The sequence below is a fragment of the Clostridium pasteurianum BC1 genome (genome assembly GCF_000389635.1).
Classification (GTDB): domain Bacteria; phylum Bacillota; class Clostridia; order Clostridiales; family Clostridiaceae; genus Clostridium_I; species Clostridium_I pasteurianum_A.
In genome coordinates, this window is record NC_021182.1 from 1,671,336 (window position 1) to 1,697,040 (window position 25,705).

Below are 25,705 nucleotides of genomic sequence, written 5' to 3' on the forward strand. Positions count from 1 at the left end.
TAAAATATTTAACAATGAGTTATAATAAATAATGTATGTTGATGTAAGGAGGTTTTTAAATTGGGAAAACCAAGTATTTTTAGTAATCGGTATAGAAAAGAAATGAGAAAGAGGAGAAACAAAACTATCACTATTATAATAGTGATTGCCATTGTTGTTATACTTGGAATAATATTGATAAATGGCAGTCTAAATAATTGGACTAAAAATAATTTTAATACGAAAAAAGTATCTCAAGGGAATAATGATCCGAAACAAAATACAGTTAGTAAAAAAGATACAGCTGCAGCTGATGAAAAAGCAAAAGCTAAGGAAGAACCGCAAAAACCAGTTGACAAAACATTTACAGTAACTATGCCTGATGGAAAAGCTTTAAATATTATATATGATGATAGTTCAAGCGCAAGAAAAATCACAAATATACAAAATCAGGATTCTGATATAGATTTTAATATTAATCCCTCAGGTACATCAGCCGTTGCCTATGAGAAAAGCAAACAAAATGTGCTTCTTGTAAATGCAGATGGGACATCTTCTGATATTACAAATACTTCATATACATCAAGTAATGGAACAGTTTTTAGTAAAGATAGCATATTAGCACAAAACAATAATTACATATGGCAGCAGTCACCTAAATTTATAGATGATAATAATATAGCATATATAAGTCAATTACCATGGTTTGATAATAGGCCTTCTAAATTTATATGGAAATATAACATTAAAGATAAGACAAATATAAATACAAATATAACAGGTACCAATATTCAAATAAATAATATAAATAATAAAGGACTTGAGATAGTGATAGATAATGTTACTCAGTATCTAAAGGGAGACGGGTCTATAGCTAATTAAGGCATATTCAAATAGATAACTAGTCAGTATGCTAGAGCATCTTTGACTTACTATTTATTTTCACATGCCTAATTGTGTTTTGGGAGAGGTTTTATGGAGATAGGATTATCATCGGCAGTGTTTTATCCAAATGTTAAAACAGAGAATAGCATAAAATTGATTTCAGATTTAGGTTTTCTCTGTGCAGAAGTGTTTTTAAATAGTCCCTTTGAGTATGAAGTTGATTATGTAAAAAAACTTGTAGAGATAAAAGATAAATATAAATTAGAAATAAGCAGTGTGCATAGTTTTTCATCTTCCTTTGAGCCCTATCTTTTTGATGCATACAAAAGAAGAAGAAGAGATATGCTGAAATTTTTTGAGATGGTATGTAAGGCAGGAAAGCTTTTAGGAGCAAATTGTTATACTTTTCATGGAATGAGACTGGGACCTTCAGATTTTATAAGCAAAGAGCTTATACATGATGTTTATAATAATCTTACTTATATAGCAGCAGAAAATGAAATAAAATTAGCCCAGGAAAATGTATCCTGGTGTATGTCCAGCAGTATTGAATATTTAAGGAATTTAAAAGAGAATTGTAGATATCCTATATATTTTACTCTTGATATTAAGCAAGCTTACAGGGCAGGAGTAAATCCTATGGAATATTTAGAAGTTATGGATACAAATTTGATAAATTTTCATATTAATGATAGAGATGATAAACATACATGCTTGCTTCCTGGGGATGGAACTGTAGATTTTCAAAGTATATTCAATAAAATTAAGTCATTAAATTATACCGGTAATGCTATAATGGAAGTATATAGTAATAATTATAAGTCCTATGAAGACATAAAAAACTCTAAAAAATATTTAGAAAAATTTATCTGATGATTAGCTGCTACAATAGAGCCTAGCTGTAAAGGAAGATGAGCGAATGCAAAAGGAATTTTGGTTTATATATTTTTGTCAAAATGGATAATAAAGTATTTGCTCTAGATAATTTATATAAGCTTGGTTGAAGTGCAGAATTCAAATAAGTAAGATTCGGTGTTCTGAATAGGTTTAAACGATAAAATAATCAAAGTTATAATTGTAAACTTATACTTCTTTGTTATATAATATATAAAAGGATAACTTATTATGGAAATGTATATAAGAGAATAAGTTTGTATTATAACTATTTTTTAATACCATTTGTAAATATACAATAATATGTTATAATATTTAAGTTAAAATAAGAAGCTTGCACTTTATAGGAGGAGTTTACGTATGAACGCTAAAATGGAAAAAGTAGAAAATAATGTAGTTAAATTTGAAATAACAGTTGAAGCAGAAAAATTTAATGAGGCAGTAGAAAAGGCATATAAAAAAAATAAAACAAAATATAATATACCAGGATTCAGAAAGGGTAAAGCGCCTTTATCTATAATTAAGCAATATTATGGTGAGGGAGTATTTTATGAAGATGCAGTAAATTTTTGCTGTGATGATACATATCCAGTAGCTTTGGAAGAAAACAATATAAAGCCTGTAGATTACCCACAAATTGATGTAGTGGAAATTGGTTCAGGAAAAGATTTTGTATATACAGCTAAAGTAACTGTTACTCCAGAAGTTGAACTTGGACAATACGAAGGTGTAGAAGTTAAAAAAGTAGAATATCCGGTAACTGATGAAGACATAGAGAATGAATTGAAATCTACTCAAGAAAAAAATGCTAGAATAGAAACAAAAGAAGAAGATGGAATTGTAGAAAATGGAAATATAGCAGTTATTGATTTTAAAGGATTTGTAGATGGAGTAGCTTTTGAAGGTGGAGAAGGTACTGATTATTCTTTAGAAATAGGCAGTGGCGCTTTCATAGATAATTTTGAAGATCAGCTTGTTGGATTAAAAAAAGGAGAAACTAAAGAGGTAGAAGTTACTTTCCCTGAAGAATATGGTAAGGAAGAGCTAAATGGTAAGAAAGCTACTTTCACTGTAACTATAAAGGAAATAAAAATCAAAGAATTACCTGAAATAGATGATGAATTTGTAAAAGAAGTGTCAGAATTCGATACATTAGATGAACTTAAAAAGGATATAAGAACAAAAAAGGAAGAAAGCGATAATGCCAGAGCAAAGGCAGAATACGAAGACCATGTTGTAGATGCAGTATGCGATAACGCAAAGGTTGATATTCCAGAAATTATGGTAAAGAATGAAACTGATCAAATGATTAAAGAATTGGAAACAAAATTGAAATATCAAGGGTTAGATCTGGAATCTTATTACAAATTTACAAATAGCTCAGAAGAAAAAGTTAGAGATTACATGAAGGAAACAGCAGAAAAAAGAGTTAAGACAAGACTTGTTATTGAAAAGATAGCTACTGTTGTAGATGTGAAGCCAACAGAGGAAGAATTACTAGAGAAGGCAACTGAAGCTGCTAAACAATATGGAACTAAAGATATAGAAAAAATGGCAAAACTACTTTTAGATGCACAAAGACCTATGTTAGAACAAGATTTAACAAATGGAAAGGTAATAGACTTATTAGTAAATAGCAGTAAGGCAATAGACTAAAAAATTTTTAATTATATATTGATTATTTGCTGTGATATGTTAGCATAATATAAAAGGGGTTAATTGCCAGAATGGATTTCTGGCAATTAATTTTAATATTCATATAATGAGGAGGGAATTTGTATGGCTTTAGTACCAATGGTAGTAGAACAAACAAATAGAGGAGAAAGGTCTTATGATATATATTCTAGGCTTTTAAAGGACAGAATTGTATTTTTAGGTGAAGAAGTAAATGATACAACTGCTAGTCTAATTGTTGCTCAACTTTTATTTTTAGAAAGTGAAGATCCTGATAAGGATATATCACTATACATAAATAGTCCAGGAGGTTCAATAACTGCTGGTATGGCTATTTATGATACAATGCAATATATAAAACCCGATGTATCAACAATTTGTGTTGGTATGGCAGCATCAATGGGAGCATTTTTGTTAACTGCTGGTGCAAAGGGAAAAAGATTTGCACTGCCAAATAGTGAAATAATGATTCATCAACCATTAGGTGGTTTCCAGGGTCAGGCAACAGATATAGGTATACATGCTAATAGGATATTAAGCATTAAAAAGAAATTAAATTCAATTTTAAGTGAGAGAACTGGTCAGCCTTTAGAAACTATAGAGAGAGATACTGAAAGAGATAATTTCTTGGAAGCTGTAGCTGCTAAAGAGTATGGATTAATTGATGAAGTTATTACAAAAAAGAAATAACCTTATAAAGGGGTGCTGATATGTCAAAATTTGAGGATAAGAAACAATTAAGATGTTCTTTTTGCGGCAAGAGTCAAGATCAAGTTAGAAGACTTATTGCTGGCCCAGGAGTATATATTTGTGATGAATGTATAGAGTTGTGTTCTGAAATAATAGCTGACGAATTTGAAGAAAATTCGTCAGTAGAAGTAGGGTCACTTCCAAAACCTATTGAAATAAAAAATTATTTAGATCAATATGTTATAGGGCAGGAAGAAGCGAAGAAGGCCTTAGCCGTAGCTGTATATAATCATTATAAGAGAATAAATTCTAATATAGGTAATGAGGACGTAGAACTACAAAAAAGTAATATTTTACTTTTAGGGCCTACAGGCTCGGGTAAAACACTTTTAGCTCAAACTTTAGCTAAATTTTTAAATGTACCTTTTGCTATAGCTGACGCTACCACTTTAACTGAGGCTGGTTATGTGGGAGAGGATGTAGAAAATATACTATTAAAGCTTATACAAAATGCTGATTATGATGTTGAAAGAGCTGAAAAGGGTATTATATACATTGATGAGATAGATAAAATAGCAAGAAAGTCTGAAAATCCATCTATAACAAGAGATGTTTCTGGTGAAGGGGTTCAACAGGCACTTCTTAAAATATTAGAAGGTACTGTTGCTTCAGTACCTCCGCAGGGTGGAAGAAAACATCCTCATCAGGAATTTATACAAATAAACACTACTAATATTTTATTTATATGTGGCGGGGCTTTTGATGGTTTAGATAAAATAATAGAACGTAGAACTAGAAAAAGTTCTATGGGATTTGGTGCAGATGTTCAATCAAAAAAGGAAAAAGATATTGGTATTCTTTTGAAAGATATTATGCCAGGGGATTTATTAAAATTTGGTCTTATTCCTGAATTTGTTGGAAGATTGCCAATCCTTGTTACACTTGATGCGCTTGATGAAAAGGCATTAATAGAAATATTGAGTAAGCCTAAAAATGCATTAGTAAAACAATATAAAAAATTATTTCAAATGGATAGTGTAGACTTAGATTTCAAAGAAGATGCTCTTAGTGCTATAGCCAAGGAGGCTATCAGTAGAAATACTGGGGCAAGAGGTTTAAGGGCTATAATAGAAGACATGATGAAAAATATAATGTTTGATATACCATCAAGACAGGATATCAAAAAAGTATCTGTAACAGAGGATACCTTAAAAACAAAATCACCACAATTACAATTAAAAGATGCCAGTGAAATACCTGCACCTCAGCCTACAGTAAAGAAAACTGAGGACATAAAAAAGAAAAAAGGGCCAGAAACAGCCTAGTTGTTTAAAGAAGAGTAATTAAATATTGCTCTTCTTTTTTTAGTGGAATATATTGCTATGAAAGTGAACATACTAAAAATATTATTGTTTTAAAATTATTTTTAGAAAGGGGATATTGAAGAAATATCTTAGGTGCAGAAGAATATGACAAATATTTTATTAGTTATGGAAATCTTTTTTACTGTCATTGTTGGATTATATTTTTTAAATGCATTAAAAAATCAACAATCAACTAAAATCGTAATTGATAAAGAGAGTACAAAGGAGATGGATAATCTTAAAAAGCTTAGAGAAATAAGTCTTACCATGCCCTTAACAGAAAAAAGCAGACCGGTAACCTTTCAGGAGATAATTGGTCAAGAAAAAGGCTTAAAAGCGTTAAGAGCAGCGCTTTGCGGACCAAATCCCCAAAATGTAATAATTTATGGACCGCCAGGTGTTGGTAAAACTGCCGCAGCCAGACTGGTTCTAAGAGATGCTAAAAGTAAGACCTACTCACCCTTTAATTTGGATGCAAAATTTGTTGAAATAGATGCTACTACTGTAAGATTTGATGATAGGGGAATAGCAGATCCATTGATAGGTTCTGTTCATGATCCAATATATCAAGGAGCGGGCTCTTTAGGAATAGCAGGGGTGCCGCAACCTAAACCTGGTGCAGTAACAAAAGCACATGGAGGAATTTTGTTTATTGATGAAATAGGGGAATTGCATCCTATTGAAATGAATAAGTTGCTAAAAGTGTTAGAGGATAGAAAAGTGTTTTTTGAGAGTGCTTATTATAATGCTAATGACACTAATGTACCTAACTATATAAAGGAAATTTTTGAGAAGGGTCTTCCAGCTGATTTTAGACTTATAGGCGCTACCACTAGAAATCCTGAGGAAATTTGTCCGGCACTACGTTCCAGGTGTGTAGAAATATTTTTTAGAGCCTTACTTCCAGAAGAAGTAGAAAAAATTGCAAGGAATGCAGTGATTAAAGTGGGAACAAGTATAGATGAAAAAGCATTAAGTTTAATTGGAAAATACGCCAGCAATGGAAGAGATGCTGTAAATTTAGTTCAACTGGCTGGAGGTATAGCTATAAATGAGAATAGAAATGAAATAGCATTACAGGATATTGAGTGGGTTATTGAGAATGGTCAATATTCACCACGACCTGAGAAAAAAATAAACAACAAGCCACAGATAGGATATGTTAATGGTCTTGCAGTATACGGTGCTAACATAGGTGCTGTTATGGAAATAGAAGCAAGTGCTAAAAGAGTAAAGTTGAGGAAGGGAATTCTAAAAGTTACAGGTATAGTAGAGGAAGAGGAAATAAAAAATTCTACAGGTAAAATTTTGAGAAAAAGCAATGCTAAATGTTCTGTTGAAAATGTTATTACTATGCTTGAAAAAAATTTTGATATTAATTGTGATGAATATGATATACATATAAATTTTCCTGGAGGAATACCTGTGGATGGGCCTTCTGCGGGGATAAGCATTGCAACAGCAGTCTATAGTGCCATAAAAGAAATACAAATAGATAATAATGTGGCTATGACAGGAGAAATATCTTTATATGGTAAGGTAAAGCCTGTAGGTGGTGTAAATGCTAAGATAAATGCGGCTCTAAAAGCAGGAGCCAGTAAGATCATTATTCCAAAGGAAAATTGGCAAGAAAGTTTTAGAAATATTTGTGAGGTAGAAATATTTTCTATTGACAATATAAAGGAGGTATTTGATATAGCCTTTTCTCAGAATAGTGAGGCTGCAAAAGTTATAGTAGAGCCTAACATTAGTATACTTGCAGCTCAGAATTTAAAGTTCTAACTATATAAGTGTATGAAAATCTAATTAGGTAAATATTTTATCAGATCATTTATAACTACTGATTCTCTCCATAAAGAATTTTTAAAAATAAATATACTTTATTAGTACGTATGAAAATTACTTACTTAATTCTAGCTAAATTTATTGAATTTATACAGAATGACTTTTGGATAAGGGGATTATAGAGAATAAATTTGAAGATTGTTAAATAAATATCTGGTAAATTAATATTAATTTATAAATAAGAATACTTATAATTGAAAAAAACTTGGTTTAAATGTATAATGTATTAGACTATCCACATAATTAGATAGTAATGAAAGTGAGGGGAGAAAAATGAGCAATAATAATATAAAAATTCTTCCTCTAATTCCACTAAGAGGTATAATTATATTTCCTTACATGGTAATGCATTTTGATGTTGGTAGAGAAAAGTCAATACTTGCTTTAGAAGAAGCTATGGTAAATGAACAAGAAATATTTTTAGTGGCTCAAAAAGAAGCAAAGACTGAATCTCCAGAAGAAAAAGATATATATTCAATTGGTACTATTTGTACTGTTAAGCAGCTGTTAAAGCTACCTGGTAATACTGTAAGAGTATTAGTTGAAGGAGATAGAAGGGCAAAAATTAGTGAGTATATTGAGAAGGAACCATTCTTTAAAGTTACATTAGAAGAAATTGAAAATACACATTTATTAGAGGAGGAAAAAGTTCAAGCTTTAATAAGATTAGTGAAAGAAAGCTTTAGTACGTATATAAATCTTTCCGGTGCAGTACCTAACGATGCATTGATACCACTGGATAATATTGAAGATCCAGGAAGATTTGCAGATATAGTGTGTTCTTACTTAATGATAAAGCAAGAAAAGAAGCAAGAGATGCTAGATGCAATTAATCCTATGGATAGATTGGAAAAAGTACTGGAAATCCTAGAAAACGAAGTAGATATACTTGAAGTGGAAAAAGAGATAGGGAATAAAGTTAGAGAAAAAATAGATAAATCTCAAAAGGATTATTATTTGAGAGAGCAAATTAAAATTATGCAGGAAGAATTAGGAGAAGAAGACGAAGATAAAAAAGAACAAAAGAAATATAAATCTAAAATAACTAAAAGCAAGCTTCCTAAAGAGGTTAAAGAAAAAGCGTTATATGAATTAAATAAACTAAAGAATTCTGGAAGCTATTCTTCGGAGGGCGGAGCCGTAAGAAATTATCTTGATTGGATTTTAGATTTACCATGGAGCGTAAAAACAAAGGATTATCTTGACATAAAGAAGGCAAGAGAGATTCTTAATAAAGAACATTATGGACTTAATGATGTTAAAGATAGAATTATTGAGTATCTTGCAGTTAAAAAAATGAGCAAGTCCCTGAAGGGTCCAATACTTTGTCTTGTAGGACCACCAGGAGTGGGAAAAACTTCTATTGCTAAATCCATAGCCCACGCATTAAATAAAAATTTTGTTAGAATGTCTCTTGGTGGGGTAAATGATGAAGCAGAAATAAGAGGACATAGAAGAACATATATAGGTGCTATTCCGGGCAGGATAATATACAGTATGAAAAAGGCAAAGTCACAAAATCCTCTTTTCCTCTTGGATGAAATAGATAAAATGGGAGAAGGATATAAAGGGGATCCAGCAGATGCGCTTTTAGAAGTATTGGATAGTGAACAAAATAATACTTTTAGAGACCATTATTTAGAATTGGATTTTGATTTGTCAGAAGTTATGTTTGTAACTACTGCTAACACCTTAGATACAATCCCAATTCCACTTTTGGACAGAATGGAGATAATAGAAGTTTCAGGTTATACTTCAGAAGAAAAATTCCATATAGCTAAAGATTATTTAATACCAAAACAATTGGAAGAACATTCTGTAGAGGCTGATAAACTTATTTTTAGCGATAATAGTATTTATTATATAGTAGATAATTATACTAGAGAATCTGGAGTAAGAAATCTTGAGAGAAAGATTGCTTCAGTAATAAGAAAATCTATTGCAGACATGGTAGAGAATGATAAAGGTGATATGAATATAACTATAACACTTGTTAAGAAATATTTAGGATCAGATATATATACTTTTGATAAGGTAGATAAGGAAGATAAAGTGGGTATAGTTACTGGTATGGCTTGGACTGGCTATGGTGGAGATACTTTGCCTGTAGAAGTGGCAGTAATGCCTGGAAGCGGGAAATTGTCACTTACAGGGCAATTGGGTGATATTATGAAAGAATCTGCGGAAGCTGGCTTTAGTTATGTAAGAACTAATGCAAACAAATATGAAATTAATGAAAAATTTTATAAAGAAAAGGATCTGCACATCCATGTACCAGAGGGAGCAGTACCTAAAGATGGACCTTCAGCTGGTGTAACAATGATAACTGCTATGGTATCTGCTTTAACCAATAGAAAAGTAAGACATAATGTAGCTATGACTGGAGAAATTACGCTTACAGGAAGAGTTCTTCCTATTGGTGGACTTAAAGAAAAGTCATTGGCTGCTTATAGGGCTGGTATAGACACTGTTATAATTCCAAAGGATAATAAAAAGGACTTAAAGGATGTACCTAAGTCTGTAAAAAGTAAAATTAGCTTTATACTAGCAGATAGAATTGAAGATGTAATAAAAAATGCATTGGTTGGTGAAACAAATGGAAATAAAACAAGCTGAATTCATAATTTCGGCTGTAAAGAGGGAACAATTTCCTAAAGATGAGCTGCCAGAGGTAGCCTTTGTAGGAAGATCAAATGTTGGGAAATCTTCTATAATAAATGCACTTACTAATAGAAGGAAATTAGTTAAGGTAAGTGGTACTCCGGGAAAGACTAGGTTGGTCAATTTTTTTCTCATAAATAATAATTCATATTTTGTAGATTTACCTGGGTATGGTTATGCAAAAATATCTAAAGAGCAAAAGAAAGACTGGGGTAAGATGATTGAAACTTATTTACAGGGTAGAGAAGTACTTAGAAGAGTAATACTTCTATTAGACTGTAGAAGAATTCCCAATGAAGATGATATGCTTATGTATAACTGGATTAAGCATTATGGGTACGATTGTATGATAATATGTACTAAAAGTGATAAATTAAACAAAAGTGAATTGGCTAAAAGTGAAAGGACTATAAGGAAAACTCTAAACCTTAAAGAAAGTGAAAAAATAAGCTTTTATTCTTCACTCAAAAAAGTTGGAGGGGAAGAATTACTGGATAAAATTTTTTATGAAGTTCTATAAAAATATTATTTATTTTGAATAAGAATTTAAAAATTGGATAACATAATAAATGTAATTGGAGATTATATCTCCAGTGGTGTGAAATGAGGACAATTATTTAGTCTTTATTTTATACTAAACCCCCCATCCCCCTTGGGACCGTAAAGCGGTCCCTTTTTAATTATAAAGCTTTTTCGCAGCACAGCGGAGAAAAAACATCCTTCCCTATTCACTACGTGAATTCTTTCACTTTTAATCGAGGCGAAACCAAGATTAAATCTTTCACCTTGACGCCTGGGCGGCAATCTTTCACTTTTTCACCGCGTCAGTTGGGTGAAAAGCTTTCACTTGTTAATACTCAAAAATTACCATGTATTAGTTTAACTAACCAGATAGTTAGTTCACCCTCTCTCACTTGTCTACATCTTCATATGTTTTAATTATTATTTTTATTAGAAATTTGTACAGAGGATATTTTAAAATAATGCTTTTGCGATGGATCTCCTTGTGCTTTTAGCATTAGATTTAAAGTATAATTTTTTACCATATTAGTATCTTTATTTGAAATTGATTTAAAATTTAATACCCATTTAATTTCAATAATATCACCATCAGTATTACAACGGTTGTCCATAAAAATACCATCTTGAAATGTAAAAGTACTATCTGAAGCAGAAAGCATACCTATGGCGCTAAGAGCATTGCCATCAAGCCCCGGGTAAAAAATATCATTTGGTTTTTCTGTTTCATTTTGAGGCAATCCTTGAACATATTTTACAAAAGATAATATAGAATCTTTTCCTAAAAAATTACTATTATAGTTATTAGAATAATGTATGAGTTTATCTTGAGAAAATATGTAATTAGCCATGCTTATATCATTTTCTCCTATATTACCAGATATTATTTTTGGGGTTTTATTATTATGAAGATCTATGAAGCCTAAAAGGTTATTAGTATTAGATAAAATATCTTGGAATTTATCTTTATCCCATACAAATATGTGTTGAATTGCCTTTCCCCTTTCAGAGGCTTGGGTAAAAATTTCTGGAAGTTTATCTCTAGATATGTCCAGAAATGTAATTCTTAAAGGCCAGTAATCATAATGATTTCCAAGGGTATCTAGTTGTTTATTAGGGGATAAAGTATAATTTTTTCCCTTAGAATTTATATTTACTTTATATTTATCGTTAATTGAGTCTATTGATATTAAATCTTTTATGCCATCACCAGTAACATCATAATTCTTTATTGTTCTGCCGATGCCTATAGTTGAAAAGGTTGGCAAAGACTCTTTTGAAAGAAAAAATAAAATTGATAATATAATTAAAAGTATTATTAGAGCCGAATAATAAATATATCGTTTTTTCAAAAAAAGTACCCTAAATTTCATATAAATCACCTCATAAAAGATATATGACTGAAATGAGTAAGTTAGTATAGAAAATGAGGTTGTTTGAAAATAATTATTCCATCTGATGCTTAAAAATCGCTTCACAAGGCGCCATGGGATTATTATAGTATATAATCATCGGATAAAATGGAATACATTGAAAAGAAAAAAAGCTGCCTCCATGCGTTAATGCACTTTGAAGCAGCTCAACTACAAAATAAATTGTTATTAATCTTCTAGAGTAATAGCTTTATCCTTGCAATCCTTACAAACACCATAAAAATAAACTTTATTTGTTAAAACTTCATAGTCAGTGAATTCACTGATTTTGCTATTTAAATCCGAAAAAGACACATTTTCCACGTCATCAACTTTACCACAGGATATACATTGTATGTGCGGATGAGGATAAACGTTACTGTCATATCTGAAATTTCCTTCGCCAACATTTAGTTCAATAACTAAATTTACTTCTGTAAGTGTTTTAAGTGCTTTATAAACGGTAGCTAAACTCATAGTTGGATAATCTGTTTGCAGTGCTTTGTATATAGTCTCAGCAGAAGGATGCTCCTTGGTTGACTGTAAATATCTATATACGGCTATACGTTGAGGCGTTAATTTCAATTTTTTTTCTCTAAATATATTTGTTATGCTGTTCATAAGCACCATCCTTGTTTTTTAATTAACTATATTATATAATAAAGATTATTAGTTGTCAAAAGAATAATTTTGGTATATATGTAAAAATAGAAATATATATAGTATAAACTTTGTATATATTAATATAGGAAAGGTTTTTAATAAATCTTTTAATTATTATAAGTTTATAATAATTAAATATAATAAACTTAAGTAACATTTAATATCTGGATAAATAATATAAATAACATATATTAAAATATATGTTATTATCAATCTTTGTTGTAGGGGAATGCACAAAGATATTTAATTTACTATGCATCTTCAGATGCCTGATCTATTAGGCGAACTTGAAAGGGGGAGTTTTTTTGAAACGTACTTATGTATTGGATACAAATGTTATTCTATATTCTCCAGGAGCAATAACTTCTTTTGCAGATAATGATGTGGTTATTCCGGAGGTAGTTCTTGAGGAATTAGATTCTTTTAAAAAAGATAAGAGTGATTTAGGAGCCAATGCAAGACATGCTGCAAGAATATTGGATAAATTGAGAAAAGAGGGTAATATAAATAAAGGCATAAATCTCCCTGGTGGAGGTAAACTTAGAGTGGAAATGAATCATCATGATACGATAATACCTGAAAGTTGGGATAAATCTAAGCCTGATAATAGAATAGTACAGGTATGCAAAGCTCTTAAAGAGCAAGGTGAGGATGTTTACCTAATTAGCAAGGATATATTTGAAAGAATAAAAGGAGATTGTGTAGGAGTAAATGTAGAAGATTTTTACGAAAAGTTAGTACCTGAATATGATAGCCAATATACAGGGAGAATTGATGTGTATGTACCTTCAGAAAAATTGCAGTATTTCTTTAAAAATAAGTATTTGGACTCAGATAAGCTCTTAAGTTATTCCTATGAGGAAGAGAAATATTATAAGCCTCAATTATATATAAATCAATTTGTTATAATTCACTCAATGGATAATGACAAACAAACAGCTCTTGGAAGATTCGATGGCAAAATGGTGACTTCCCTTAAATTTACGGAAATGAAACCCTTAGGACTTACTACTAGAAATGTGGGACAAAAGTTTATGCTGGAAGCTTTGTACACTGATGCAGATAAGGCTCCACTGGTAATAATAAAGGGACCTGCTGGAACGGCTAAAACTTTATTTTCTTTAGCAGCAGGATTATATAAAATATTAGAAGATGGTAATGAAGAATATAGAAGAATTCTTGTATGCCGACCTAATGTAACTATGGATGAAGATATAGGATACTTACCAGGATCGGAACAAGATAAAATATCTCCTTTTATGAGACCTATTTTTGATAACCTAGAGATACTTGTAGATTCAGACGAAAATGAAAGATATAAAAATGAAGGAGAACTAAATGATAAGGTAAAGGAACTTTTTGATAGGAGGATAATAACTACGGAAGCAGTGGCGTTTCTTAGAGGTAGATCTATACTGAAAAATTGGGTTATAGTAGATGAAGCACAAAACTTATCACCAAAACAGGTTAAAGCTATAATTACAAGAGTAGGTGAAGGAACTAAACTTATACTAATTGGAGATCCAGATCAAATTGATCAGCCATTTTTGGATTCAAGGTCTAATGGACTTTGTTATGCGGCGGAAAAGATGAAGGGGAGTAAAATATGTTATCAGATTACATTAAAATTTGATGAATGTGAAAGATCTCCACTTGCTTTTGAAGCATCGAAAAGGTTATAGTCAACTTTTAATATTAATTATGTTGTAAAAAATTTTTATAAACAGAGTTCTTGGCATCAGGTGGAGTTTTTATTCCATCTGATGCTTAGAAATCGTTATCCAGGGACGTAGCCACTCTTTACTCACACTTGAAGAAAAGCAGAGAACCAAAATCTTAGATTTTGTGTGAATCGCTTTCACAGAGTGCGGTGGGGGCATTAGAGTGGGTAGTCATCGGATAAACAATAAAAAGACCTACTTAATTAAATTATATCTAATTAAGTAGGTCTTTTATAATTGTTAATAATACGTGAATGTTTATGGGAAATATTGTATGTTTAACGGTTAGTTACAAAAAATATACAATTTATAAATGAAAAGCTATTGAAAATGTTGTAAAATATAAGTTAAGCATCTTAAAATTAATCATAAGCAGAGATGTATTATAATTTTATGAGGTACAAATATGAAGAATGGAATTAGTAATGAATCAAATTTAAGAAGAAATAGAAATGGGGCTAAGAAGGTTAAAAGGTCAAAAATTTTAATATACTTTATAATTTTTCAACTCATTTTTGGTATTGCTACAGCACCCTTAATAGTTTTTTATGGCCCCTTTTCTACATTGAAAAAGATGATCGTAGGGCAGGCTATGAGTACCATGAGTCATCAATATATTGCCACATTTTTTTTATCACAAAAACAGATTAATGATATATTGTATAGCAATAGTACTGGCAATAGCACTGCTGGACCCATTGGTTCACTAGCAGAGGATTTAAACAAGATAAAAATTGGAAATCATGATAATACTATAGAATTAGAAAAGATTGATGGAAAAAAATTTACAGGATTAATGTTAGTAGTTCATGATCCAACAAGAGTTAAAATTGGATATTCATCACAGCTTGGGACTGTAGGTCAAACAACCAGTCAGATAGCAAAGAATAACAATGCAATAGCAGCGATAAATGGAGGTGGATTCCAAGATAAAGCTAATAATTCTACGGCTACATGGACGGGAACAGGGGCTTTGCCAACGGGCATAATAATTTCTGGTGGAAAGCTTATTTATCCAACCGATAATATAGATTACAATGTAAAAAGGATAGGAGTGGCTGGAATTACTAGAGATGGGCAGTTAATAGTTGGTGATCATAGTATTAATGAATTATTAAAAGCTGGAGTTACAGAAGCTATATGCTTTGGACCTACGCTTATAGTAAATGGAACAATTCAGACTAGAGATAGTCAAGGAAGACCAATAGATAGTCAAGGAGCTAATCCGAGAACGGCTATAGGACAAAGGGCTGATGGCTCCATACTTCTTCTTACCATCGATGGAAGGCAGGGACTTCAAATGGGAGCTACTATTGGAGATGTACAAAAAGTTATGAAGGATCAGGGAGCATTAAACGCAGTTAATCTTGATGGAGGAGCCTCAACTACTTTATATTACAATGGAAGTGTTCAGAACAATCCAAGTGATAAATTTGGTGAGAGACCAATACCTACTGCTGTGTACGTAAGATAGATGAGGAGGATTATATTTTGAAAGCTTCTAAAAGAATTTTTACATGGATTATTATTTCACTGGTTCTGCAATGTTCAGTTTATTTATATTTAAATAATTTTTATTTTTCTCCTGAAGGAAATATAAAGGTTACAAAGATGGACAGCGTAAGTAAAAAAAATGAAATAAAGCCTAATGTATCATTTACAGATACAGACAAGGATATATCTTTATCCGATGATTTTACATATACTGCATATATGTCTAACGGACTTGTAAAAGTGGTGGATACTACTACTGGGAAAGAACTACAAATAAATTTCACAAAGGGAATACAGTGTTTGGCATATAAATGGGTTCCAGGAACTAATAGAATGATTATAGTGAAAAGCTGAATGGCAATAGTGGAAAGATAATAAAATTTTTCTCATATGATGCTGCTAAACAAGCAAAAGCCGAAATATATAATTATGAAAGCAAAAAAGAAGATGCGGTGACGGCAGGCCAAAGTGTTGATTTGGAAATTTCCGAATTGACAGGAGTGCTTTATGCAAAAATAAACTATAGCAATACCTTGGCAAGTATATATAGAATTGACAGAAATGAGACACTTACAAGAGTAAGTACAACTACAAGAAATATTGGCAATATAGCAGTTGCATCTAATAATGATCAACTGGTATATGAAGATTTAACCTCTGATAGAATGCGTAGTAATTATACACCTAAGAAAACAATAAGCCTAAATGGAATTTCAATGGGTTCACTTTTAGGAGCAGATAATAATGATAATTTCTACATAGGAGTTGGAAAATCACAGATTAATAAGATTTATTATGGAAAGCTTACAGAAAATACTTCTTCATGGAAAGAATTATCCACAGGAGGTTTAGTAAATACTAATAATATTGTTATAAATTCCGATAATAATGTATATATAGTTGATAGAAATCAGGGGACTATTACAGATATAAAGAATAACAAAAAGAATACTTTTGAAGGTAGTTTTATTGAATTAAATAATAGCTCTATTATTTCAAAAATCGACAATAAGCTCACAATAAAATCTTTCTAAAAGTAAATTAATTGTAAACACTATTTTAAAATTTGTCTATTTATAGTAGAATATAGTGTGTATTTAATTTAGAAAGGATTAGATAAAATGTCTCATTCCAAATTAGAAAAAGGAGCCAAATACCAAAATAAAAATAAGTTTGGTAAATTCAAATATTCTATATTGTTTATTTTATTTGAAATTGTTTTTACAATTACTACCTTAGTGTTTATAGTACTTTATGGTCCCTTTATAAATGTTAAAAAGACGGTTGTAGGTGCACTCATGACCTCTGGCAGGCATCAGTATGTAGCAAGATGGTTTTTGTCAGATGCTGATATAAATAAATTGACTAATACTGATTTAGCTCATCAGAAGTTAGGGGAGAGTACAGAAAAGATAAATGTAAATGAAATAAATGTGGAGCATAAAAATGATACTAATATCGAGAGATATGATGTGGATGGTAAAAAGTTTAAAGGGTACATGCTAGTTATACATGATCCAACTAGAGTTAAAGTTGGTTATACAAAAAATCTTGGAAAAGAGGGACAGTGTACCAGTGTAATTGCACAGGAAAATAACGCTATAGCAGCTATAAATGGAGGAGGCTTCAGTGATGAATCCACTTCTGGAAATTCCAAGTATACTGGTACTGGAGGAAAACCTATAGGTATTTTAATGTCTAAAGGTAAGATTATATCAAATAATTCTGGAGATTTATCACAAAAAGTACCAACTTTAGGTATTGATGCTAATGGAAAATTGTTAGTTGGAAACTATAGTATTCAGGATTTGGAAGCAAATAATGTTACAGATGCTATTTCTTTTGGACCTGTGCTTGTTCTAAATGGTAATCCGCAGGTGATTACTGAAGAGGGAGGTATTGCTCCAAGAACAGCTGTAGGTCAAAGAAAAGATGGAGCTATGCTTCTATTGGTTATAGATGGGAGGCAGTTAAAAAGTGCTGGCGCTACCTATGAAGATGTTAGAACAGCTATGCTGCAATATGGAGCTGTAAATGCTATAAACTTAGATGGCGGTTCTTCAACTACAATGTATTATAACGGGGATGTTATAAATAATCCTTGTGATGCTGTTGGTGAAAGATATGTACCTTCAGTTGTCTATGTTGAGAACTAGGGGGAAACCAATGAGTAAAATACTAAAGCATATAACTATATGGATTTGCATTTCTTTAGTAATACAATTTAGTGCATTGTATTATGTAAATGAAAACTATTTAAAAGCAGAAACTTCTTTTCAGACAAAAAAAGTAGAGGTAAGTGCAACTAAAAAAGTAGAGATAGCAATAAATATTCCGGGGGACGCTAATGAAGTAAGAGCTTCTTATGATGGAAATTATATTTCCTATTACCAAGGTGGAGTTATTAGGATAGTTAATACTCTTAATGGACAGGAAAAGAGCGTGACAGCATCAGATGGAAATAAGATATCTATGTACAAATGGTTGCCAGATAGGCATAGAATTATAATAGCTGAGAAGTCTTCAGGTGATGGTAGTGGAAGTATCGAATTAAAATACTACGATGCTTCTAAAGATGTTAAGGACAATATAGAAAGATTATCCTGGTCAGATAGTGAATCGCAAGTACAGGATATTCAAGTTTCTCCAATAACAAATCTTATGTTTGTTAAGGTTAAAAGGGATTCTTTAAGAAGTGATACTTACGAAGTAAATGCTATGAATGAGGTTACTAAAATTAATACAAGCTCTAATCTTGGTAATATTAAAATCCTTCCACACGAAGATGAACTGATTTATGAAAATTCCTATAATCATACTATACAGACTACAAATAAAAATCACAGTATAACCTTTAAGGATATCCCAAATCCTGTTGTTTTGGGATGTGATAGCAATGATAATGTCTATATAGGTAATTTCACTAACGGTAAGATAGACAAAGTATTTTATGGAAGTCCACAAAATCATACTGAGCAGTGGAAAGTATTAAATGTTACGGAACCCTTTAATCCCAATGATGTCTATATATCGGAGGCTGGAGAAATATATGTTAATAATAATTTAAAAGGGCAAATACAGGCCTTAAAAGGTAATAAAACTACCGATTACCAGGGGACACTGTTGGAGATGGCCGAAAAAGTTATAATTTCTAATGATAATGGCAAATTAGTAAAAACAGTTTATAAATAAAATTAGGCGACATATATACTTTGATGTTTTAGGCATCTTGAAAAAATGGTCAGTCAATATGTTGATAAATTTTTCATCTTTGACTTATTATTTATTTTTAGATGCTTTAATTATTCTGTCAATATATATTATATGTTTACTTAAAATTTGTTATAATTAGGGTACGTTACTAAAAACTTAAGGGAGGAATATTTTTGTTTGATTCAACAAGAGTTTTATCTATAATATTATCTATACCGGGGATTTTAATAGCTTTTACCTTTCATGAGTATGCACATGCTTTTGTTGCAGATAAATTAGGTGATAAAACTCCTAAATTTCAAGGTAGACTTACTTTAAATCCTATAGCTCACATAGATCCAATAGGATTTATATTGATTCTAATTTTAGGTTTTGGATGGGCTAAGCCAGTTCAAACTAATCCTAGTGCTTATAAGCACTACTACAAAGATGATCTTAAAGTTTCTATTGCTGGGCCCTTGGCCAATTTAGCAGTTGGATTTGTATTTGCTTTTATCGCCATAATACTTTCAAAGGTATTAACAGGTAATTCACCTATAGCTGTTATTATAATAACCATAGCCAGTATTACATCACAGTTAAATTGTATGCTGTTCTTATTAAATTTGTTACCAATACCTGGTTTTGATGGATTCCATATTTTAAGGGATCTATTTCCTAGAGCCTTTTACAATGTGGCAGATTCTATGTATAGGTATCAATTAATTATATTTATGGTTTTGGTAATACCAATAGGAGGACGTTCTATATTATCTTATATTATAGGGGCACCATCTAATGCTATATATGGCATGTTTGAAAGACTGGCTTTCACAGTTGTGGGTTTTTAATGATTCATTGATACAGCTTAAATTGCCTGGGAAATATACACAATAATATCTTGACGGTGTTTTAAAATTGGTGATTTATTTTAGAATCAGTACTTTTAAGGCATCGTTATTTTAGTTGAAATATATAATAAAATAGTTGGAGGAAGAATAATGCGACTTAGGAAAAAATGGTGGGCTAGACCGGAGATGGAAGAAAGTTCTTTAGTTATAACAGAGCCCAGAGAATATAAGGGCAGGTGGAAAGATGTATTTAATAATGGTAATGAAATATATCTAGAACTTGGCTGTGGTAGGGGAGAGTTTATTACTAAGAATGCAATGGCTAATCCAGATAAAAACTACATAGCAATAGATTTAAAGGATGAAGTACTAGTATGTGTACTTAGAAAGGTTAAGGAAGCTGAGCTTACCAACGTGAGAATAATTCCTTTGGAGATAGCCTTTATTACTGAGATTTTTGATGAAAATGAAATCAGTAGAATATATATTAATTTTTGTAATCCATGGCCTAAAGATAGACATAATAAGAGAAGACTTACTCACATAAGATTTTTAGAAAAATATAAACAATTTATTAAGCCTGGTACGGAGATTTGGTTTAAAACAGACAATAGAGAATTGTTTGATGCATCCTTAGAGTATATGACTAATTGTGACTTTGAACTGCTGTTTTACACTTATGACCTGCACAGCAGTGATTTCCAGCAAAATACGTTAACAGAATATGAAAATAAATTTGTTAATCTTGGAATGAAAATCATGTTTTTAAAGGCTAAACTGAAATAGAAGTCTCAATATGAGTAGTGTATAATTAATTAGTAATATGGGAAATATGTTTATTGAAGTTAATATTATTGTTTATTTGTAATTCTGTTATGGAATGTAAGGAGGAATTTTATGCCATCTACATTTAGAAATTCACATATAATACAAAAGGTTATTAAGAATAATAATGATGATATTATTGCCTATAAGCTTGAAAATGGTGAAATAATAATGAAGGAAGAGGCAGTAAGTTTGGCATCACAGGGGTTAATTAGTGGAGTTACAATTGAATCTGGTGATGGAGGAAACGAAAACTTGAAAATATTTTAGATGGGCTTTATATGCTGTTTAAAGCTCATGTATAGATTAATGTAATGAGTTTTAATGTTCTGTATTTGTAAATAAAACTTATTTGATATAAAAGCTCTATCAAGTAAGTTTTTTAATTTGGATAGAATTATAAATGTCTTTTTAAGTAGTATTTCTTTGGGACTAGTTCTTGCTATTTTACGATATTTTCATTAAAGTTTAAGATAGGTTGACAGTGTATGGATTTATACAGTATAAAATTAATACATTATATATAAATTTAATGATTTGTTAATTGACAAATCGTGTTATTTTTATGGATAATAATCATAGCATAAATTTTTTGTTTGGAGGTCTCCAATTTGAAAAAATGGATTATAGACGGCAAATTATTAAAACAACTTGATCTTCCTTTGATTATTGCAGCACTTGCCATAGCGGTTTTTGGTGTTATGAATATATATAGTGCTACTAGGGCTTCGGCAGGAACTAGCTATTTAAAGACACAACTTATGTTCATATGTATAGCTATAGTAATTTGTTATGTTATATTATTAATTGATTATAATATAATGAGTAATTACTCAGAAATTATATATTGGGTTGGAATAGTTTTATTACTGGCCACAGATATACAGAATATGAGTGTTAAGGGGGCTAATTCTTGGCTTAAATTAGGTCCTCTTCCTGCAATTGAACCAGCAGAATTTTTTAGAATGGCTTTAGCTCTACTTTTAGCAAAGAAGATAAATGATATGGAAGGCAATATAAATGAGCCTAAAAATCTCTTGAAGCTATTATTTTATACTGCAATACCAACAGTAATGATAATTAAACAGCCCAATCTTGGCATGGCAATAATTTGCCTTTGTATATCTTTTGCTATACTGTTTATATCGGGTCTTAATTTAAAGATAATATTTGGAACCATAGCCTTAATTGTTCCTACTTGTATAATAATATGGGAGAGCCATATTTTAAAACCATATCAGATGGCAAGAATAACTTCATTCTTGAGTCCTGAATCTGCGCAACAGACCACAAATTATCAACTTTTTAATTCTAAGATTGGTATTGGTTCAGGAGAACTTTTAGGCAAGGGATTTTTACATGGCACTCAAATATCAGGAGGATATGTTCCAGAAGCACATACAGATTTTATATTTGCAGTAGTTGGTGAGGAGTGGGGCTTAGTTGGAGCTGTTATACTTTTAATTTTATATGCTATAATATTGTACAGAATATTGAAAATTGCTAAAAATTCTAAGGATATTTTGGGTAAACTTATTTGTGTGGGAACGTTTGGTGGACTAACATTTTCCATATATCAAAATATAGCCATGACTATAGGACTAGCACCTATATCAGGAATAACCCTTCCACTTATGAGTGCAGGTGGAAGTTCTATTATAGCAAATTTTATGGCTTTAGCTTTAGTTTTAAATGTAAGCATGAGAAAGAAAAAGATAAATTTTTGATAAAATTGTGAAGAGTTTAATGGATTAGGATGTCTTCTACCTATTAAGCTCTATTTTTGCATTACAAGAATTTATTAATTGACAAAGAATATAATTTTTGTAGATAATAAGTATAGTAGTAAAATTTTTTGTTTGGGGGTCTCCAGTTTGAGAAAATGGATTATAGACAATAGATTATTAAGACAACTTGATATTACATTAATTATTTCAGCACTTATTATCGCTATTTTTGGAGTCATGAATATATACAGTGTGGCGGGTATTTCCTATTTGAGAACACAAATTATATATATAGTCATTGCCATAGTGATTTGTTATGTAATATTGTTAATTGATTATAATATGATGAGTAATTATTCAGAAATTATATATTGGATTGGAATAGTTTTACTATTGGCTACAGATATACAGGGTAGAAGTGTTAATGGTGCTAGTTCATGGCTTCAGCTAGGCCCTCTTCCTGCAATTGAACCAGCAGAATTTTTTAGAATGGCATTAGCTCTCATTCTTGCAAAAAAAGTAAGTGATATGGATGGAGAAGTAAATAATCCTAAAGGTATTTTCAAGATACTGTTTTATACTGCAATACCAGCAATTATGCTTTATAAGCAGCCTAATTTAGGAATGGCAATAATTTGTGTTTGCATAGCCGTTGGTATACTTTTCATATCAGGACTTAATTTAAAGATAATATTTGGAGCTATAGCTTTAATTATACCTACTTGTATAATAATATGGAAAGCCAATATTTTAAAACCTTATCAGATGGCAAGAATAACTTCGTTTTTACATCCAGAACTTACACAGCAGACTACCGGGTATCAGTTAACCAATTCTAAACTTGGAATTGGATCTGGTGGAATTTTAGGTAAAGGCTTTTTACATGGAACACAGGTATCAGGAGGTTATATACCAGAAGCACGTACGGATTTTATATTTGCAGCAGTAGGTGAACAATGGGGATTAGTTGGAGCTGTTATTCTTTTACTGATTTACGCTATAATACTTTATCGAATATTAAAAATAGCTAAAAATTCTAAAGACATTTTAGGTAGGCTTATTTGTATAGGAACTTTTGCAGGATTGACATTTTCAATATATCAGAATATAGCTATGACTATAGGACTAGCACCTATCTCGGGAATAACACTGCCACTTATGAGTGCTGGAGGAAGTTCTATTATAGCAAACTTTGCAGCTTTAGCCTTAGTATTAAATGTAGGTATGAGAAATAAGAAGATAAATTTTTAAGAGAGGCTTGGTATAGTTGAAAAATATTCTAAAAGGAAAAGTGGTACTTGTCACAGGGGCTTCAAGAGGTATAGGAAGGCATATAGCTATAGAAATGGCTAAGGAAGGAGCTGCAGTAGCTGTAAATTATTTAAAAGACGATAATGGGGCAAAAGAAACCCTAGCACTTTTAAATAGTGAAGGAGTCTATGCAAAGGCCTATAAAGCTGATGTCAGAAATTTTAAAGATGCAAAAGATATGATAGAAAATGTAATTAAATATTTTGGCAAGATTGATATTTTAGTTAATAATGCAGGTATATCTAAAATAGGATTGTTTATGGATCAGTGTACGGCAGATTATGATGAGATTTTTGATGCTAATTTTAGGTCTGTTTTCAACTGCACTAACGCGGCAGTGAAATATATGGTAGATAAAAAGAAAGGCTGTATAATAAACATTTCTTCAATTTGGGGAAATGCTGGAGCTTCTTGCGAGGTGCTGTATTCAGCTTCTAAAGGTGCTGTTAATTCTTTTACAAAAGCCCTTGGAAAAGAGCTTGCACCATCAAATATAAGAGTAAATGCCATATCACCAGGTGTTATAGATACTAGTATGAATAGTGTATTCAGTAATGAAGATATAAAAAGTATAAAAGATGAAATTCCAATGATGAGATTTGGCCGAAGTGATGAAATTGGAAAATTGGCAGTGTTTCTTGCTAGTGATAATGCAAGTTATATAACTTCGCAAATTATAACTATAGATGGTGGAATGTTATAATAATAAAAATTTCCATATAAAATTCCAATTGTAAAGTAATTTATTTAAACATTGATACAGATGTAACCTTTTATAAAAAATTAAAGATTACCATGAATGTTTTGATTAATTGTTTTTCTAATTGAAGATAAATTTTAATATATATGAATAGTTAGGTACTAAATTGTCAATATTTCTAATAAATGAATTGAAAGGATGGGATTTGTTTATGGAAATACTCTTATTAGTACTTGGAATTTCATTTGCAGTTTTTTTTATAACTATTGGTGTAAGTTCCGTTATAAAAAGAGATAGTAAAGTTAAATTTTATTTCATAGGAGCAATTATTTCTTTTATTATAGCCTTTATAGGTTTTTGGAAAATACCAACTAATACAGACAGCAATGCTTCAAATAAAAATAATATTTTAATGCCACAAACGCAGCAATCAGCTGCAACTAGCATTGAATCAACGGATACTAAGGCAGTTAATAGTGTTATAGAGAATAATCCACTAAATGTGAGTTTTATTAATAATGGTTTAAATGGAGCAATATTGATACAGTTTAATAAAAAGAATATACTTATCGATTGTGGGAAGATTGATAATATACAAGATATAGAGAACTCACTAAAGGGACATTCTGTAAAAGTATTAGATAGTATTATTTTAACTACTACAGATAGTGATTCTATTGGATCAGCAGCTCAGCTTATAAAGGATTACAAGATAAAGGATATAAGATATATAGATAACTCTGTAAAAAATAATAAATCATTTAAAGACATACAAGCTGTAGCAAAGGCAAATAATGTAGTTATTAAAAAAATAGCATCTTCCTATAATATTGATAGTGCTATCGTAAGTACAAGTAATATTACAAAGGGAGTTAAAATTAACTTTAAGTTTCCAGAAGATCAATATGATTCAAGTATACAGACTATGTCATTTGTGAAGGATTCATTTAAGACTGGGGATAATCAAAGTTTACGTCATGATGTTAATACAAATTGTGATTCACTAGGAAATATAATTGTAGCAATATCTACTTATCAGAATTAAAATTGAAGGCATAAATTAGAATAAATCTATAATTTGTGGAACTAATGATTTGATTTATACATATGAAAATAATAGATAGAATACAACTCAGTTATGTAACCACTATAAAATTTTATGGCTAACACTAATAAAAAGTATTGTAAAAATTTAATACACTATATAAATAATAAAATAATTTACCTCAGTATAAATAGATATAAGAATATTTTAAATATTTTCATATACATTTGTATTGTAATTCAAAAAATAGTAT

Annotated in this window: 23 protein-coding genes; 21 read left to right on the plus strand and 2 right to left on the minus strand. The window is 30.7% G+C overall.

The genetic code is table 11. The features are described from left to right. The first annotated feature begins 60 nt into the window (after nucleotides 1-60). The 8 genes from CLOPA_RS07740 (at nucleotide 61) to yihA (ending at nucleotide 10,512) form a co-directional block, all read left to right on the plus strand. Nucleotides 61-861, plus strand: coding sequence for a hypothetical protein (locus CLOPA_RS07740; RefSeq protein ID WP_015614878.1), 801 nt, complete (start codon nucleotides 61-63; stop codon nucleotides 859-861). Between the two features lie 93 nt (nucleotides 862-954). Beyond that, nucleotides 955-1,737: a sugar phosphate isomerase/epimerase family protein gene (locus CLOPA_RS07745; RefSeq protein ID WP_015614879.1), complete on the plus strand. Its 783-nt coding sequence runs from the start codon at nucleotides 955-957 to the stop codon at nucleotides 1,735-1,737. 381 nt (nucleotides 1,738-2,118) lie between these two features. Beyond that, nucleotides 2,119-3,414, plus strand: a complete 1,296-nt coding sequence (gene tig, locus CLOPA_RS07750) for a trigger factor (protein ID WP_015614880.1) — start codon at nucleotides 2,119-2,121, stop codon at nucleotides 3,412-3,414. A gap of 123 nt (nucleotides 3,415-3,537) precedes the next feature. After that, nucleotides 3,538-4,122 carry an ATP-dependent Clp endopeptidase proteolytic subunit ClpP gene (clpP, locus tag CLOPA_RS07755; RefSeq protein ID WP_015614881.1) on the plus strand — a complete coding sequence of 195 codons (585 nt, stop codon included), beginning with the start codon at nucleotides 3,538-3,540 and terminating at the stop codon, nucleotides 4,120-4,122. A gap of 20 nt (nucleotides 4,123-4,142) precedes the next feature. Next, the gene (clpX, locus tag CLOPA_RS07760) at nucleotides 4,143-5,447 is read left to right on the plus strand and encodes an ATP-dependent Clp protease ATP-binding subunit ClpX (RefSeq protein WP_015614882.1); all 1,305 of its coding nucleotides are present in this window, start codon (nucleotides 4,143-4,145) and stop codon (nucleotides 5,445-5,447) included. A gap of 144 nt (nucleotides 5,448-5,591) precedes the next feature. Next, on the plus strand, nucleotides 5,592-7,268 hold the full coding sequence (gene lonB / locus CLOPA_RS07765) for an ATP-dependent protease LonB (protein WP_015614883.1): 1,677 nt from the start codon (nucleotides 5,592-5,594) through the stop codon (nucleotides 7,266-7,268). Nucleotides 7,269-7,604: 336 nt separating this feature from the next. Further along, a complete protein-coding gene (gene lon, locus CLOPA_RS07770; RefSeq protein WP_015614884.1) occupies nucleotides 7,605-9,947 on the plus strand; it encodes an endopeptidase La in 2,343 nt (780 codons plus the stop codon). Continuing rightward, entirely contained in the window at nucleotides 9,928-10,512 is a 585-nt protein-coding gene (yihA, locus tag CLOPA_RS07775; protein WP_015614885.1) for a ribosome biogenesis GTP-binding protein YihA/YsxC, read from the plus strand. Before lon ends, yihA begins: the two co-directional genes overlap by 20 nt. 415 nt (nucleotides 10,513-10,927) lie before the next feature. Here yihA and CLOPA_RS07780 read toward each other — a convergent pair whose 3' ends face one another. After that, nucleotides 10,928-11,884 (minus strand): hypothetical protein, encoded by a 957-nt coding sequence (locus CLOPA_RS07780; protein ID WP_015614886.1) that lies wholly within the window; start codon nucleotides 11,882-11,884, stop codon nucleotides 10,928-10,930. Nucleotides 11,885-12,112: 228 nt separating this feature from the next. Continuing rightward, nucleotides 12,113-12,544, minus strand: a complete 432-nt coding sequence (locus CLOPA_RS07785; RefSeq protein ID WP_015614887.1) for a Fur family transcriptional regulator — start codon at nucleotides 12,542-12,544, stop codon at nucleotides 12,113-12,115. A 347-nt stretch (nucleotides 12,545-12,891) separates the two neighbouring features. Here CLOPA_RS07785 and CLOPA_RS07790 point away from each other — a divergent pair, with 347 nt between their 5' ends. From CLOPA_RS07790 to CLOPA_RS07845, 13 genes are all read left to right on the plus strand, one after another. Further along, nucleotides 12,892-14,268, plus strand: coding sequence for a PhoH family protein (locus tag CLOPA_RS07790; RefSeq protein WP_015614888.1), 1,377 nt, complete (start codon nucleotides 12,892-12,894; stop codon nucleotides 14,266-14,268). A gap of 445 nt (nucleotides 14,269-14,713) precedes the next feature. Then, nucleotides 14,714-15,781 (plus strand): phosphodiester glycosidase family protein, encoded by a 1,068-nt coding sequence (locus CLOPA_RS07795; RefSeq protein WP_015614889.1) that lies wholly within the window; start codon nucleotides 14,714-14,716, stop codon nucleotides 15,779-15,781. A 17-nt stretch (nucleotides 15,782-15,798) separates the two neighbouring features. Then, on the plus strand, nucleotides 15,799-16,155 hold the full coding sequence (locus CLOPA_RS25990; protein WP_242834281.1) for a hypothetical protein: 357 nt from the start codon (nucleotides 15,799-15,801) through the stop codon (nucleotides 16,153-16,155). Between the two features lie 98 nt (nucleotides 16,156-16,253). Continuing rightward, nucleotides 16,254-16,835 carry a hypothetical protein gene (locus CLOPA_RS25995; RefSeq protein ID WP_242834282.1) on the plus strand — a complete coding sequence of 194 codons (582 nt, stop codon included), beginning with the start codon at nucleotides 16,254-16,256 and terminating at the stop codon, nucleotides 16,833-16,835. Between the two features lie 87 nt (nucleotides 16,836-16,922). Next, nucleotides 16,923-17,957 carry a phosphodiester glycosidase family protein gene (locus tag CLOPA_RS07805; protein ID WP_015614890.1) on the plus strand — a complete coding sequence of 345 codons (1,035 nt, stop codon included), beginning with the start codon at nucleotides 16,923-16,925 and terminating at the stop codon, nucleotides 17,955-17,957. 10 nt (nucleotides 17,958-17,967) lie between these two features. After that, the gene (locus CLOPA_RS07810; RefSeq protein ID WP_015614891.1) at nucleotides 17,968-18,993 is read left to right on the plus strand and encodes a hypothetical protein; all 1,026 of its coding nucleotides are present in this window, start codon (nucleotides 17,968-17,970) and stop codon (nucleotides 18,991-18,993) included. A 194-nt stretch (nucleotides 18,994-19,187) separates the two neighbouring features. Continuing rightward, nucleotides 19,188-19,844 carry a site-2 protease family protein gene (locus tag CLOPA_RS07815; RefSeq protein WP_015614892.1) on the plus strand — a complete coding sequence of 219 codons (657 nt, stop codon included), beginning with the start codon at nucleotides 19,188-19,190 and terminating at the stop codon, nucleotides 19,842-19,844. Nucleotides 19,845-19,994: 150 nt separating this feature from the next. Continuing rightward, nucleotides 19,995-20,630, plus strand: a complete 636-nt coding sequence (trmB, locus tag CLOPA_RS07820; RefSeq protein WP_015614893.1) for a tRNA (guanosine(46)-N7)-methyltransferase TrmB — start codon at nucleotides 19,995-19,997, stop codon at nucleotides 20,628-20,630. A 111-nt stretch (nucleotides 20,631-20,741) separates the two neighbouring features. Beyond that, on the plus strand, nucleotides 20,742-20,939 hold the full coding sequence (locus CLOPA_RS07825; RefSeq protein WP_015614894.1) for a DUF3892 domain-containing protein: 198 nt from the start codon (nucleotides 20,742-20,744) through the stop codon (nucleotides 20,937-20,939). A gap of 341 nt (nucleotides 20,940-21,280) precedes the next feature. Next, the gene (gene rodA / locus CLOPA_RS07830; protein WP_015614895.1) at nucleotides 21,281-22,396 is read left to right on the plus strand and encodes a rod shape-determining protein RodA; all 1,116 of its coding nucleotides are present in this window, start codon (nucleotides 21,281-21,283) and stop codon (nucleotides 22,394-22,396) included. Between the two features lie 147 nt (nucleotides 22,397-22,543). Next, nucleotides 22,544-23,647 (plus strand): rod shape-determining protein RodA, encoded by a 1,104-nt coding sequence (gene rodA / locus CLOPA_RS07835; protein ID WP_015614896.1) that lies wholly within the window; start codon nucleotides 22,544-22,546, stop codon nucleotides 23,645-23,647. 16 nt (nucleotides 23,648-23,663) lie between these two features. Next, complete coding sequence (gene ymfI, locus CLOPA_RS07840; protein WP_015614897.1) at nucleotides 23,664-24,410, plus strand: elongation factor P 5-aminopentanone reductase; 747 nt, start codon at nucleotides 23,664-23,666, stop codon at nucleotides 24,408-24,410. A gap of 208 nt (nucleotides 24,411-24,618) precedes the next feature. Then, nucleotides 24,619-25,452 carry a hypothetical protein gene (locus CLOPA_RS07845; RefSeq protein WP_041710838.1) on the plus strand — a complete coding sequence of 278 codons (834 nt, stop codon included), beginning with the start codon at nucleotides 24,619-24,621 and terminating at the stop codon, nucleotides 25,450-25,452. Nucleotides 25,453-25,705: the final 253 nt, after the last annotated feature.

What these genes read in the sequence shown, in the direction of transcription:
- CLOPA_RS07745 (WP_015614879.1), top strand. Translation starts at nt 955, where the DNA reads ATGGAGATAGGATTATCATCGGCAGTGTTTTATCCAAATGTTAAAACA.
- tig (WP_015614880.1), top strand. Translation starts at nt 2,119, where the DNA reads ATGAACGCTAAAATGGAAAAAGTAGAAAATAATGTAGTTAAATTTGAA.
- clpP (WP_015614881.1), top strand. Translation starts at nt 3,538, where the DNA reads ATGGCTTTAGTACCAATGGTAGTAGAACAAACAAATAGAGGAGAAAGG.
- clpX (WP_015614882.1), top strand. Translation starts at nt 4,143, where the DNA reads ATGTCAAAATTTGAGGATAAGAAACAATTAAGATGTTCTTTTTGCGGC.
- lonB (WP_015614883.1), top strand. Translation starts at nt 5,592, where the DNA reads ATGACAAATATTTTATTAGTTATGGAAATCTTTTTTACTGTCATTGTT.
- lon (WP_015614884.1), top strand. Translation starts at nt 7,605, where the DNA reads ATGAGCAATAATAATATAAAAATTCTTCCTCTAATTCCACTAAGAGGT.
- yihA (WP_015614885.1), top strand. Translation starts at nt 9,928, where the DNA reads ATGGAAATAAAACAAGCTGAATTCATAATTTCGGCTGTAAAGAGGGAA.
- CLOPA_RS07780 (WP_015614886.1), bottom strand. Translation starts at nt 11,884, where the DNA reads ATGAAATTTAGGGTACTTTTTTTGAAAAAACGATATATTTATTATTCG.
- CLOPA_RS07785 (WP_015614887.1), bottom strand. Translation starts at nt 12,544, where the DNA reads ATGAACAGCATAACAAATATATTTAGAGAAAAAAAATTGAAATTAACG.
- CLOPA_RS07795 (WP_015614889.1), top strand. Translation starts at nt 14,714, where the DNA reads ATGAAGAATGGAATTAGTAATGAATCAAATTTAAGAAGAAATAGAAAT.
- CLOPA_RS07805 (WP_015614890.1), top strand. Translation starts at nt 16,923, where the DNA reads ATGTCTCATTCCAAATTAGAAAAAGGAGCCAAATACCAAAATAAAAAT.
- CLOPA_RS07810 (WP_015614891.1), top strand. Translation starts at nt 17,968, where the DNA reads ATGAGTAAAATACTAAAGCATATAACTATATGGATTTGCATTTCTTTA.
- trmB (WP_015614893.1), top strand. Translation starts at nt 19,995, where the DNA reads ATGCGACTTAGGAAAAAATGGTGGGCTAGACCGGAGATGGAAGAAAGT.
- CLOPA_RS07825 (WP_015614894.1), top strand. Translation starts at nt 20,742, where the DNA reads ATGCCATCTACATTTAGAAATTCACATATAATACAAAAGGTTATTAAG.
- CLOPA_RS07845 (WP_041710838.1), top strand. Translation starts at nt 24,619, where the DNA reads ATGGAAATACTCTTATTAGTACTTGGAATTTCATTTGCAGTTTTTTTT.